This is a genomic window from Hymenobacter lapidiphilus (assembly GCF_003417065.2).
GTDB lineage: Bacteria > Bacteroidota > Bacteroidia > Cytophagales > Hymenobacteraceae > Hymenobacter.
In genome coordinates this window covers 24,892-38,160 of sequence record NZ_QVLT01000031.1, presented here as the reverse complement: position 1 = coordinate 38,160, position 13,269 = coordinate 24,892, and the positions used below count along the sequence as shown (strand labels likewise).

The window sequence follows — 13,269 nt, the reverse complement described above, 5'->3', positions numbered from 1 at the left end:
CGTAGTGGCGGGGCTTGCCCCCGCCCGCCGTTGAACGGTTGCCCCTGAACGGTTGCTGTTGAGCGGGCACTTTAGGCGCTAAAGCGTCTGTTCCCATGGCGGGCGGGGGCAAGCCCCGCCCCTACGCCGTTCTGCTCAAAACTTTGGTAAGGTTCGTTGCACGCCAGCGGGCCTTACTTCGTTTATGCGGGTACTCCTGAACCTGACGATTGGGTGTTTCGCCTCGGAAACCTGCTTTTCCTTCTTTGCTATGACGTATTGCTACCGTTTCGTACTGATTCTGCTGCTGCTGACACCCCTTTTTGGCCAGGCGCAGCAAGTCCGGCCGCTGGGCTCCGAGCCAGCCCACGCGCTGGTGAACGACGCCGATGCGGCCCGGCGGGCGGTGGTGCTGCCGCTGCCGTTTTTCGATGATTTTGCGCGCCAGCCCGAAGGTCGGCCCGATGCGCAACGCTGGGAGCCCACGGGCGGGGCGCTGGTGAACAACCGTTATCCGCGCCGGCCTATTTCGCGCAACGTGGCCACGCTCGACGGCCTCGACGGGCTCGGGCGGCCCCGCGGCGCCATTGGGCGGGTGGGCGACGCCGACTCGTTGACTTCGCAGCCCATCGACCTGAGCGGATTACTGCCCACCGACAAGGTATACCTGAGCTTTTTCTGGCAGGCCGGCACCCGGCGCGGCCGGCCCGAATCCGGCGGCACCCGGCCCATCGCGCTCTACGTCGAGTTCAGGAACCGTAACGGCCTCTGGGACCAGGTATGGCAGTTGAATAGCCCGGGCGATACGACCAACTTCCGTTTCAAGGCCCTGCCGCTTGATAAGGACGGCTACCTGCATGGCAACTTCCAGTTCCGGATTCGTACCAGCGGCTACCTCTACAACGCCCGCGACGCCTGGAGCGTGGACTACGTGCGCCTCGACCGCAACCGCTCGGCCACCGACTCGACCTTCCGCGACATTGCCACCAGCCGGGCTCTGCCCAGCGCCCTGCGCCGCTACACGGCCATGCCGGTAAACCAATTCAACGCCAACCCAACCCAGGAGCTGGCTTCGCGCACCGCTACCACAGCCAACAACCTCGACGCCGGCCCCGCCCCTACGCCCATTACCTGGCTGGGCCTACTCGATGTGCTGCCCGATAACACCACATCCATATTTTTACGGGGCAACGCCTCGCTCGATGCCGGAGTCCGGCAGTTCCCGATAGCGGGCAACCCCAGCACAGCCGCCGTGCCCCTCACACCCGCCGCAAAGCAGCTGCGGCAGCGGGTGGTGCTTATCACCAACGAAACCGACCCGCGCACGCTCGCCAACGACACCGCCAGCCGCCGCACCGACTTGAGCGACTACTTTGCCTACGACGACGGCACGGCCGAAGCCTCGCTGAGCCTGGCCCCGGCCTCGACCGGCCCACCCAGCTACTACGCCCTGCGCTTCGACCTCAACCAGCCCGACCAAGTGCGGGCCCTGCGCCTGTACCCCGTGCTGGCCACGGCCGGCGGCCGCACGCTTACGGCCGCCATCTGGGATGCTGTTGACGGTAGCGGCCAGCCGATGGCCGAGCCCAAAGCCACCAAAACCTTTGTGGTGCCCCTCACGCTACCGGCCGGCCAGCCCTACGTAGAGGTGGTGTTTGATGCGCCGGTGAAAGTGAGCGGCCGCTTTTTTGCCGGCTACGGCCAGGCTCCTACCACGCAGTTTATAGAATTTGGCTACGATTTGAACAATGCCTCCCCGCCCGATTACCTGTACTTTGGTTCGCAGGGCGCCTGGCAAACGTTCAACCCCGCCACCAATTACAGCCCCGCCGGCGCCCTGATGCTGCGGCCGCTGATGGGAAGCAGCGTAGTAACCGCCACGCCGGCCACCGAGCTAGCCGCCCGCTACCGCCTTGCGCCCAACCCTACCCCCAACGGTCGGGTGCAGGTGCCCGGTCCCTACCGCCACGCCACCGTGCTCGATGCCCTGGGCCGGGTGGTATGGGAGCAGCCCGCCACCGAGGCCGGCCGGCCCGAGCTACGGCTGCCGCTGCCCGCCGGCCTGTACTTCGTGCGCCTGCTGCTGCCCGATGGCCAGGTGCTGACGCAACGGCTGGCGGTAGGGGCACAATGAGTTTTAAAACGAAGTAAGTGCTCATTCTCTGGCTTTTTTGTTATTGTTGCGCCTGAACTCTCACCGCCCTCCTTTCCAACCGGGGCTTTTCACTGATCTGCCTACTCTGCTATGACCGATATTACAGCCGTTGAACTGAAAGAACGCCTGACCCAGAATACCCCCCCCGTTGTCATCGATGTGCGTGAAACCTGGGAGAACGAGGAAAGCCACATTCCTGGCAGCCGCAATATCCCGCTGGGCGACTTACCCGGCAGACTACAGGAACTGGAAGATCTGCATGACCAGGAAGTAGTGGTGCATTGCAAGGGTGGCAGCCGTTCGGCGGCGGCCAAGGCCTTTCTGCAACAACAGGGGTTTACCCATGTGCGCAACCTGATTGGAGGTTTTCAGGCCTACGAAAAGGCCTGAGGCTACCAGAAACTCCGATTACCTGCTGTATTGTTCAGTTGGCCAGAAACCGGGAGTGGTTTCTGGCCAACTCTTTTTACAGATAGATTGTACACTATTAAAACATACACAACCAATTTCCCGTTTACCTGATCATGACTGACTCAGCAGCTCCACTTTTGCCCAATACAACCACTCCGATGCTGTTGCTCGAAAATCAGCTGTGCTTTCCGCTATACGCTGCCTCCCGCATGCTGACGAAGGCCTACCAGCCGTTGCTGCAGGAGTTGGGCCTCACCTACCCGCAGTATCTGGTGCTGCTGCTGCTCTGGGAACACAAAGAGCTAACAGTAAAAGAAATAGGCGAACACCTGATGCTCGATTCGGGCACCCTTACCCCGCTGCTCAAGCGTATGGAGCAGCGGCAGTGGCTTAGTCGTCGCCGCGCCTCCCACGACGAGCGTTCCGTTATCATCGAACTGCTGCCCACGGGTAAGGCCCTGCACGAGCCGGCCTGCCGGATTCCGGAGCAGATGCTGACCCGCCTGGGGATGCCGGCGGAAGAATTTCTGGCCCTGCGCAGTCAGCTCAATAACCTGCTTACCCGGCTGCAATAGCCCTTTTTCTTCTTCTTTTCATTGTTCTGTATGAAACTCACCAACAAAGTATTTACGGCCCAGGCTAAAGCCAAAGGCGGCCGCGACGGTGCCATTAGCACCAGCAACGACGCCCTGACCCTCACGCTTAGCACGCCCAAAGAAATGGGCGGCCCCGGCAAAGCCGGCGCCACCAACCCTGAGCAGCTGTTCGCAGCGGGCTACGCGGCCTGCTTCGAGGGTGCGTTGGGCGTAGCTGCCCGCCAGGCCGACGTGAAGCTTCAGGATGTGACCGTGGAAGCCCTCATTGGCTTTGGCCAGGCCGAAGACGGCGGTTACGGCATTTCGGCCGACCTGCACGTGAACCTGCCCGGCTTCTCCCAGGCCCAGGCCGAACAGCTCGTAGAAGCCGCCCACGGCATCTGCCCCTACTCCCGCGCCACCCGCGGCAACATCGAAGTCAACCTGACCACGACCACGCAGGCGGCCTAACATTCGCTTTTTCAGCAGGGTTGAACCGCGTCTGTCGGGCTTCGTGCCCAGGGCCGGTTCAGCCTTTTGCTTTTATCACCTCGCTACTTCTTCCCCCTTTCTGTTCCTTCTCATCACTTATGAAAACCAACACCATCTTACTCGCCAGCCGCCCCCAAGGCGAGCCCACCGAAGCCCAGTTCACGTTTGAAACCCGCGAGCTACCCGCCCTCAAAAGTGGCGAGGTGCTGCTCAAAACCCGTTACGTGAGCGTCGACCCCTACATGCGGGGCCGGATGAGCAGCGCCAAATCGTACGTGGCGCCGTTTGAGGTGGGCGAGCCGATTGTGGGCGGCGTGGTGGCCGAGGTGGTGGAAAGCCAGGCCGACCAGCTGCTGGTGGGCAGCATTGTGGTGGGCAGCCTGCCCTGGCAGGAGCACAGCGTGGCCCCGGCCAAAAGCCTGCAACAAGTACCCGCCGACCAGGCCCCCATCAGCTACTACCTGGGCCTGCTGGGCATGACGGGCCTCACCGCCTACTTCGGGCTGCTCGACATCTGTGAACCCAAGGAAGGCGAAACCGTGGTGGTTTCGGGTGCCGCCGGCGCAGTAGGCATGGTGGTGGGCCAGCTGGCCAAAATCAAGGGGGCGCGCGTGATTGGCACGGCCGGCACCGATGAGAAAGTGGCGTATCTGAAGGAGCTCGGCTTCGATGAGGCCATCAACTACAAAACCGCCGACGTGCCCGCGGCCTTGGCCGCCGCCGCGCCCAACGGTGTGGATTGCTACTTTGACAACGTGGGCGGCCCCATCACCGACGCGGTGTATGACCTGCTCAACAAGCACGCCCGCATTGCCATCTGCGGCCAGATTTCGATGTACAACGCCACCGAAGTACCCATGGGTCCGCGCCCCGAAAGCAAGCTACTCAAAACCAGCACCAAGCTCCAGGGCTTCATCGTGAGCGACTACCTGAGCCGCTGGCCCGAGGGCGTAAAGCAGCTCGGCGAGTGGTACGGCCAGGGCAAGCTGCAGTTCGAAGAAACCGTAACCGACGGCTTCGACCAGATTCCGGCCGCGTTCCTGGGCCTTTTTCAGGGCGACAACACCGGCAAAGCCGTGGTGAAGGTGGCCTAACGGCCCCTCGCTTACTGCTTTCCAACTTTTCGCGGCTCTGCGGAGCTGCCACGGGCATACGCCGCCGGCCCGCGCAACGGCGCATCATTTTCCCCAACCCATGAAGAATTTCCAGTTTTATAATCCCGTCCGCATTTTGTTCGGCAAAGGTCAGATTGCGGCCCTCACGACCCAGATTCCGGCCGGCGCGAAAGTGCTCATTACCTACGGCGGCGGCAGCATCCGGCAGAACGGCGTGTACGACCAGGTGAAGGCCGCGCTGGCCGATTTTGATACCGTCGAATTCGGTGGTATCGAGGCCAACCCGCATTACGAAACGCTACTGCGGGCCGTGGAGTTGGGCCGGGCCGAGCAGGTTGATTTTCTGCTGGCCGTGGGCGGTGGCTCGGTGCTCGACGGCACCAAGTTTATTGCCGCCGCTATTCCGTTTGAAGGGAACGAGCCCTGGGACATTCTGACCAAGAAAGCCAGGGTGGCCAGCGCCGTGCCGTTCGGGGCCGTGCTCACGCTGCCCGCTACGGGTTCCGAAATGAACTCGGGTGCGGTCATTACCCGCGTTTCGACCCAGGAGAAGCTGGCGTTCAGCTCGCCGCTCACGTTCCCCAAATTCTCGGTGCTCGACCCCGAAACGTGCTTCACACTGCCCCCGCGCCAGATTGCCAACGGTATTGCCGACGCCTTCACCCACGTGCTGGAGCAGTACCTGACCTACCCCATCAACACCCCGCTCCAGGACCGGCTGGCCGAGGCCGTGCTGCTGACCCTGATTGAGGAAGGCCCCAAGGTGCTCGAAAACCCTACCGATTACGATGCCATGGCCAACTTCATGTGGAGCGCCACCAACGCCCTCAACGGTACGCTGGCGGCCGGCGTGGTCACCGACTGGAGCACGCACTACGTGGCCCACGAGCTAACCGCCCTCCACGGCATCGACCACGCCCGCACCCTGGCCATCGTGCTGCCCTCCATGCTGCGCTACCGCCAGGCTGGCAAGCTCGATAAGCTGGTGCAGTACGGCCAGCGCGTCTGGAATATCACGGCCGGTACCGACGAGGAGCGCGCCGAAGCCACCGTGCAGGCCACCGTGGACTTCTTCGAGCGCCTGGACATCAAAACCCACCTCGCCGACTACGACGTGGGCCCCGACACCATCCGGCAGATTGTGCAGCGCTTCACGGAGCGCGGCGTGAAAGACCTGGGCGAGCGGCAGGACCTGCAGATTTCCGACGTCGAAAAGATTCTCACGATGGCCCTTTAGGCCTCAATCCCCTCCTATTTATCATGGCTACTTCCTCCTCAACCATCATTTGCGTGGCCGCTGAGTGGCGCGTACAGCCCGGCCACGAGGCCGAGGTGCTACGCCTGATGCAGCAGGCCGCCGCCGCCGTGCGCCGCCTGGAGCCGGGCAACCTCGTGTATACCGTGCACGTCGACCCCGCCGATGCCACCCACCTGTTCATGTATGAGCAGTACGCCAACGCCGCAGCCCTGCAGGCCCACATCGACTCCGACCACTTCCAGCAGCTAGTAGTGGCCCAGATTGTGCCTGTGCTAACCGAGCGGAAGGTTTCGCGCTACGGCCTAGCCGCTACGCTGTAGCATTTCGCTTACCGTTCTTTTTTCCTTACCCTAAAATACGATTCCCATGAAAATTCTAATGGTGCTCACTTCGCACGACCAACTTGGCAATACCGGCGAAAAAACCGGTTTCTGGCTCGAAGAATTCGCTGCCCCTTACTACGTGTTCAAAGATGCCGGCGCGACGCTGACTGTGGCCTCGCCCAAAGGCGGCCAGCCGCCCCTCGACCCCAAAAGCGACGCCGCCGACGCCCAGACCGACGCCACCAAGCGCTTCAAAGCCGACGACGAAGCCCAGAAAGTGCTGGCTTCGACCGTGAAGCTCGACTCAGTTTCGGGCACTGATTACGACGCCGTATTCTACCCCGGCGGCCACGGCCCGCTCTGGGATTTGGCCGAGGACAAGAAGTCCATCGAGCTGATTGAGACCATGTACGCCGCCGGCAAGCCCGTAGCGGCCGTGTGCCACGCGCCCGGCGTGCTGCGCCATACCAAAGCCGCCAATGGCGAGCCGCTGGTAAAAGGCAAATCGGTGGCCGGCTTCACGAACTCCGAAGAGGAAGCCGTTCAGCTGACCAACGTGGTGCCTTTCCTCGTGGAAGATATGCTGAAGGAAAACGGCGGCAACTATTCGAAAGGTGCCGACTGGGCGCCGTACGTAACCCAGGCCGGTAACCTCATCACGGGCCAGAACCCCGCCTCCTCGGAGCCGGCCGCCGAAGCCCTGCTGAAGATACTACGCAAGTAAGCGGCTTTGCTTGCAACCGTTTAACGCCCCAGTACTCCTACCGGAGTAGCTGGGGCCGTTTTTGGTGGCGGCTTCGTGCTACTGCCGCGGCATAACTGCGCGCATCTTTCTATATTTCCTCCGCGTACCCGTCCTTCTGAGCTATGAGTAAGATTCTGGAAGAAATTGACCAGGCCCTGGCCACCTTCGATTCCAGCCACGGCCGCCCCGTCGCTATTGAGCTGGGCGAGCGAAAATATACCCAGCTGGTGCTCGACGTGGCCCACCTCTACGAAAACGACGGCCTGACCCACAACACCGGCCGCCCCTTGGCCTACAAAGGCCTCGAAATTCTGTGCGACGATACCCACCGCGACCGGGTACGCGTGATTTAGTTTTGAGTCGCAAGGAATAAGCCGCAAGCTACAAGCTGATGTTGAACGTCAGCTTGTAGCTTGCGGCTTATTCCTTGCGGCTAGTAGAATGAACGACGCGGATATCCGCCCCTTACTGTACCCGCTGCTGCTGGGCGGCGTTTTTATTGACGAGCTGCCCACCGGCACCACCCGCGCCGACGTCGTGCACATCACCGAGCAATTTATGCACGGCTACGAGCTGAAGGGCGACGCCGATACGCTGCAGCGCGTGCCCCGGCAGCTGCCCTGCTACGGCCGGGCCTACGATTTCGTCACGTTTGTCGTTACCGAAAAGCACCTGACCAAGCTGCTGCCGCTGCTGCCCGAATGGGTAGGCGTACTGGTCGCTTCGCCGGTCGGTTTGCAGGTGTACCGGCGGGCAGAGTACAACGCCACCGTTGAGCGGCCTGCCGTGGCCGGGCTGCTGCGGGTGTCCGAAATCAAGCAGTTTCTGCTGGCTCAGGGCCTGCCGGGCGTCAGCACCTTACGCCGCCGCGACATTCTCAGCTTCCTGCGCACCACCCGCCTGGTTTCGTTGGCCGACCTCGCCCACTTTGTGCGCCGTCAGCTGCTGAGCCGCTACGAAGAGCGCCTGCTGCTGCGCGCCGAACGCAAAGCCGAGCGCGACCGGGTTGCCAGCAGGCGCAAACGCCGCCCGAAGCATTGAGTTCTGGCTTCTTCGAAGATAACCTGTAGCCTTGGTTGGGAGTTGAATGGAAGGAAGCGTCTGCCAGCCGGCAGATGGTGCGGCTGTCAGCCCGAAAGCTAACAGCTATCAGCTAAAGGCTAACAGCTCCAAACCCATGCACATCCTACTCACCGGGGCCACCGGCTACATCGGCCAGCGCCTGTTGCCGCTGCTCGTGGAAGCGGGCCACCACGTTACCTGCCTGGTGCGCGACGCCCGCCGCTTCGAGTTTCCGGAGCGTCTGCGCGCCAGCATCACGGTGGCCGAGGGCGACCTGCTGCGGCCCGATTCGCTGGCCAATATGCCGCTCGACATCGACGTGGCCTACTACCTGGTGCACTCGATGAGCGGGCACGACAAGGACTTTTTCCGGCTCGAACAGCAGTCGGCCCGGCGCTTCGGGCGTTACCTCCACCGCACCAGCTGCCGACAGGTCATCTACCTGTCGGGCATCGCCAACGACCGGGCCCTGAGCGTGCACCTCCGCTCGCGCAAAGCGGTGGAAAAGGTGCTCAGCAAAGTCGAAAAGGTGCAACTGACGGTGATGCGGGCCAGTATTATCATCGGCTCGGGCTCGGCTTCCTTCGAGATAATCCGCGACCTGGTGGAGAAGCTGCCCGTGATGGTGACGCCGCGCTGGCTCAACTCGCGCTGCCAGCCCATCGGCATCCGCGACGTGATGTTCTACCTGATGCAGGTGCTCGACAACCCCGCCTGCTTCGGCCGCTCGTTCGATATTGGCGGGCCCGACGTGCTTACGTACCGCCAGATGCTACTCGGGCTGGCCCAGGCGCGGGGCCTGAAACGCTACATCGTCACGGTGCCCGTGCTCACGCCCCGGCTTTCGTCGTGGTGGCTGTATCTGGTAACGAGCACCACGTTTTCGCTGGCCCAGAGCCTCGTGGAAAGCCTGCGCAACGACACCGTGGCCGACCCGGCCCGCAGCATCGACGAGGTAGTGCCCCACGAGTGCATGAGCTACGATACGGCCGTGCGGCTGGCCTTTCAGCGCATCGAGCAGAACGAGGTAGTGAGCAGCTGGAGCGACGCGCTGAGCAGCGGCGTGATGGAGAAGCAGTTCATGGACCACATCCAGATGCCCCAGTTCGGCTTGTTCCGCGACCGGCAGACGGTGCGCTTCACGCGCCCGCCCCAGCAGGTGGTCCAGAACGTGTGGAGCATCGGCGGCGAGCGGGGCTGGTACAAGGTGGATTGGCTCTGGCGTACCCGGGGCCTGCTCGACAAGCTGGCCGGCGGCGTGGGCCTGCGCCGGGGCCGCCGCTCCCCCACCGACCTGCGCGCCGGCGACCCGCTCGACTTCTGGCGCGTACTGGTGGCCGACCGCACCAACGGCCGCCTGCTGCTCTACGCCGAAATGAAGCTCCCCGGCGAAGCCTGGCTGCAGTTTCGCATCCTGCCCGACCCCGACAACGAAGGCGCGCACATGCTCGAACAGCTAGCCGCCTTCCGCCCCCACGGCCTGGCCGGCCGGCTCTACTGGTACGCCATGGTGCCCTTCCACTCGATCATTTTCAAGGGCATGATTGAGAACATTGCGCATTACGGCGAGCACGTGCCCTGGCCCCAGCCGGCGGCACTGCCCGAATCGGGAGCCTAGTGGTAGCTAGCCAGATAGTTGCACAGTGCCAGGAATTACGGTAGCTTTCCAACTGTAACTCCTGCCACTGGCTATGAAACAACCTATTACCCATTCGTTGCTGTTACTCTCGCTCAGCCTGCTGGTGCCGGTTGCGGCATTAGCTCAAACGAGCGAGCCAGCAGCAGCAGCCCCCCCAGTCACAACGGTGTTTGCCACGCTGGGGCGGGGCTTCTACACCAATCATGGCTGGCCTGGCACACTCGCCGCAGTGGGTTTCAACCGGCCCTTATCGCCCCATTCGGTGCTGAGCCTGCAGCCTCAGGCGGGTTTTTTCCGGGCCGATAGCCAGGCGCTGGAACCTGACAAAAAACCCGGTGAAAAGTATGCGGTGGGTCTGCTCGACATTGCTTTGGCCGTGCGTACCTCTCGCCACCCCGAGCGGCCGGCCCTGTGCTTCGCCGTGGGCCCCGGCCTGACAGCCGGTAGTGTTACAACCATAGAGAGATATCCAGGTCAGTACCTCAACCGCGACGGTACGGTAACTGTCCTGACTGCTCCACAGTACGAAACCGTCCGCCTGTTCAAACCGACCTTGTATTGGGGCTTGGGGCTGGATGCTACCATCGACCGTCTCTATGTGCAAGCCGGCGTCGAAAGCCGCACTTACCAGTTGCTACCTGGCGAACTGCTTAGTGCCCACTTGCGGCTGGGTTATCGGCTGCGCTAATCCGGCCGATAGCCTTCGCGCTACAGCCAAAGTATAAAAGGGTGGCCCGTTGCCGGGCCACCCTTTTTATACTCTGCAAACAACCGTTCTAGCAGTGCAAGTCGAACCGATCGGCTTCCATCACCTTGTTCCAGACGGCTACGAAGTCGCGCACGAACTTCGGCTCGGCCTGGTGGGTGCCATACACTTCGGCCACGGCGCGCAGCTCCGAGTTCGAGCCAAAAATAAGGTCGACGCGGGTGCCGGTCCACTTCACTACTCCGGTTTTCCGGTCGCGGCCTTCGAAGAGCTGGTCTTCCTTGGACGTGGCTTTCCAAGTGGTGCCCATGTCGAGCAGGTTCACGAAGTAGTCGTTGGTGAGCTGGCCGGGGCGGTCGGTGAACACGCCGTTACGGGAGGAGTCGAAGTTGGTATCGAGCACCCGTAGGCCACCGATGAGCACCGTCATTTCGGGGGCAGTCAGCGTCAGCAGCTGGGCCCGGTCGATGAGCATGGCTTCGGGCGCTGCCTCATGGTTAGGCTTTACATAGTTACGGAAGCCATCGGCCTGGGGCTCCAGCGCCGCGAACGAATGCACGTCGGTCTGCGCCGGGGTGGCGTCGGTGCGGCCGGGCCGGAAAGGCACTTGCACGCCCTGGTGGCTGGCCTGGCGGGCCGCTTCCTCGATACCGGCTGCGCCGCCTAACACGATGAGGTCGGCCAGCGACACGCGCTTGCCACCGGTTTGGGCCTCATTGAACTCCTTCTGGATTGCCTCGAAGGTGTCGAGCACCGTGCTCAGCTCGGCGGCGTTGTTTACTTCCCAGTACTTCTGCGGGGCCAGCCGCAGGCGGGCGCCGTTGGCTCCGCCGCGCTTGTCGGAGCCGCGGAACGTGGAGGCCGAGGCCCAGGCCGTGCGCACCAGCTGCGACACCGACACCGCCGAGGCCAGCAGCATGCCCTTGAGCTTGGCTACGTCGGCTTCGTCAATCAGTTCGTGGTCGAGAGCGGGCACCGGGTCCTGCCACAGCAGCTCCTCGGTGGGTACTTCGGAGCCCAAATACCGCTCAATGGGGCCCATGTCGCGGTGGGTGAGCTTGAACCAGGCGCGGCTGAAAGCGTCGGCAAACTCCTCGGGGTTCTCGTGGAAGTGGCGCGAAATCTTCTCGTAAATCGGGTCTTCGCGCAGGGCAATATCGGCGGTGGTCATGAACGGCGCGTGCGACTTGCTGGGGTCGTGCGCATCGGGCACGGTGCCGGCGCCGCCGTTGTTTTTGGGCTGCCACTGTTGCGCTCCGGCGGGGCTCTTGGTCAGCTCCCACTCAAACTCGAACAGGTGCTTGAAGTAGTCGTTGCTCCACTTGGCGGGCGTGGTGGTCCAGGCCCCTTCGAGGCCGCTGGTGATAGTGTCCTCGGAGTGGCCTTTGCCAAACGAGTTGAGCCAGCCCTTGCCCTGCTCGGCAATGCCGGCCGCGGCGGGCTCGTGCTCAATGTACTTGGCAGGGTCGGCAGCACCGTGGGTTTTACCGAACGTGTGGCCGCCGGCAATCAGGGCCACGGTTTCTTCGTCGTTCATGGCCATGCGGCCGAAGGTTTCGCGGATGTCGCGGGCCGAGCCCAGCGGGTCGGGGTTGCCGTTGGGGCCTTCGGGGTTCACGTAAATAAGGCCCATCTGCACGGCGGCCAGCGGGTTTTCCAGCTGCCGGTCGCCGCTGTAGCGCTTGTCGCCGCCCAGCCACTCGCGCTCCGAGCCCCAGTAAATTTCGTCCAGCGGCTCCCACACATCGGCCCGGCCCCCGCCGAAGCCAAAGGTTGGCAGGCCCATCGATTCGAGGGCGCAGTTGCCGGCCAGAATCATGAGGTCGGCCCAGGAAAGCTGGTTGCCGTACTTCTGCTTGATGGGCCAGAGCAGCAGACGGGCCTTGTCGAGGTTGGCGTTGTCGGGCCAGCTGTTGAGCGGGGCGAAGCGCTGCATACCCGAGCCGGCGCCACCGCGGCCGTCGGCAATGCGGTAGGTGCCGGCGCTGTGCCAGGCCATGCGGATAAAGAACGGGCCGTAGTGGCCATAGTCGGCGGGCCACCAGTCCTGGGAGGTGGTCATCAGCTCGAACAAATCCTGCTTCACGGCCGCCAAATCGAGCTTCTTAAACTCCTCGGCGTAGTTGAAGTCTGGCCCCATCGGGTTGGACAGGCCCGAGTGCTGGCGCAACACGTTCAGCCGAAGCTGATTGGGCCACCAGTCGCGGTTGCGGGTGCCGCCGCCGGCCGCCTGCGTGGTCGAGCCGCCCGAGAACGGGCACTTGGCCACGGACGTATCGTTCATGAAGTACTCGGTGGTGTTATTTTCGGGGGCGCGCCCCTCTTGCTCGTGAGCCATAGTGATGAGGTTGATAAGTGGGAAGCCGGTGGTCAGTTCAGCGTTGTGGCCGGTATCAGCCAGTCGCCGTAGCGCCTTGGGAAGCTGCGGCCGATGCCGGAGCTTGTTGCCGGGGCCAAAGGTAAGCAACACTTCCCAGATAAGAATGATTCTTATCTGGATAAGATTCGGGCCTAATTCGACTCTCCCTTTCTTACCGCACCCAACTGGGCCCGCGAACTTCGGAGTGCCAGCGGAAGCGCGTAGTTTCCGGTGGAAACGCTGTATACTTGAGGACTCGGCTGGGGTGTGGTAGTACTGGTGTTACTCCAGAGTACTCACCCAACTCACCCCACAGTATTCTTCGTCTGATAAGTTGGGATGTTTAAAGCCAGAGTTTCGGCAAGCGTACCAGTTTAGGCATGCTTGCCGAAGGTCACCTGCGTACATAGCGCGGGTTGCGAAACTTACAGAGGTGTCGAGTTTCGGCAA

Annotated in this window: 13 protein-coding genes; 12 read left to right on the top strand and 1 reads right to left on the bottom strand. The window is 62.6% G+C overall.

What is annotated here, in order from left to right:
- Positions 1-184 precede the first annotated feature (184 nt).
- The 12 genes from D0N36_RS15460 (at position 185) to D0N36_RS15405 (ending at position 10,442) form a co-directional block, all read left to right on the top strand.
- Positions 185-2,113 (top strand): hypothetical protein, encoded by a 1,929-nt coding sequence (locus D0N36_RS15460; protein ID WP_116942747.1) that lies wholly within the window; start codon positions 185-187, stop codon positions 2,111-2,113.
- Between the two features lie 111 nt (positions 2,114-2,224).
- Complete coding sequence (locus tag D0N36_RS15455) at positions 2,225-2,524, top strand: rhodanese-like domain-containing protein (protein WP_116942746.1); 300 nt, start codon at positions 2,225-2,227, stop codon at positions 2,522-2,524.
- Positions 2,525-2,658: 134 nt separating this feature from the next.
- Positions 2,659-3,120, top strand: a complete 462-nt coding sequence (locus D0N36_RS15450; RefSeq protein ID WP_199798359.1) for a MarR family winged helix-turn-helix transcriptional regulator — start codon at positions 2,659-2,661, stop codon at positions 3,118-3,120.
- Between the two features lie 30 nt (positions 3,121-3,150).
- Positions 3,151-3,591, top strand: a complete 441-nt coding sequence (locus D0N36_RS15445; RefSeq protein ID WP_116942744.1) for an organic hydroperoxide resistance protein — start codon at positions 3,151-3,153, stop codon at positions 3,589-3,591.
- Between the two features lie 119 nt (positions 3,592-3,710).
- Positions 3,711-4,706 carry an NADP-dependent oxidoreductase gene (locus tag D0N36_RS15440; protein WP_116942743.1) on the top strand — a complete coding sequence of 332 codons (996 nt, stop codon included), beginning with the start codon at positions 3,711-3,713 and terminating at the stop codon, positions 4,704-4,706.
- A gap of 100 nt (positions 4,707-4,806) precedes the next feature.
- Positions 4,807-5,964, top strand: coding sequence for an iron-containing alcohol dehydrogenase (locus D0N36_RS15435; protein WP_116942742.1), 1,158 nt, complete (start codon positions 4,807-4,809; stop codon positions 5,962-5,964).
- Positions 5,965-5,987: 23 nt separating this feature from the next.
- On the top strand, positions 5,988-6,305 hold the full coding sequence (locus tag D0N36_RS15430; RefSeq protein ID WP_116942741.1) for a putative quinol monooxygenase: 318 nt from the start codon (positions 5,988-5,990) through the stop codon (positions 6,303-6,305).
- Positions 6,306-6,351: 46 nt separating this feature from the next.
- Positions 6,352-7,032 (top strand): type 1 glutamine amidotransferase domain-containing protein, encoded by a 681-nt coding sequence (locus tag D0N36_RS15425; RefSeq protein ID WP_116942740.1) that lies wholly within the window; start codon positions 6,352-6,354, stop codon positions 7,030-7,032.
- 143 nt (positions 7,033-7,175) lie between these two features.
- Positions 7,176-7,406: a hypothetical protein gene (locus tag D0N36_RS15420; RefSeq protein WP_116942739.1), complete on the top strand. Its 231-nt coding sequence runs from the start codon at positions 7,176-7,178 to the stop codon at positions 7,404-7,406.
- 88 nt (positions 7,407-7,494) lie between these two features.
- Entirely contained in the window at positions 7,495-8,094 is a 600-nt protein-coding gene (locus D0N36_RS15415; protein ID WP_116942738.1) for a sce7726 family protein, read from the top strand.
- Between the two features lie 136 nt (positions 8,095-8,230).
- A complete protein-coding gene (locus D0N36_RS15410) occupies positions 8,231-9,733 on the top strand; it encodes an SDR family oxidoreductase (protein ID WP_116942737.1) in 1,503 nt (500 codons plus the stop codon).
- 73 nt (positions 9,734-9,806) lie between these two features.
- Entirely contained in the window at positions 9,807-10,442 is a 636-nt protein-coding gene (locus D0N36_RS15405; protein WP_147320935.1) for a hypothetical protein, read from the top strand.
- 88 nt (positions 10,443-10,530) lie between these two features.
- On the opposite strand, the gene katG is transcribed toward D0N36_RS15405, so the two are convergent.
- Positions 10,531-12,744: a catalase/peroxidase HPI gene (katG, locus tag D0N36_RS15400; RefSeq protein ID WP_116942756.1), complete on the bottom strand. Its 2,214-nt coding sequence runs from the start codon at positions 12,742-12,744 to the stop codon at positions 10,531-10,533.
- Between the last annotated feature and the right edge of the window lie 525 nt (positions 12,745-13,269).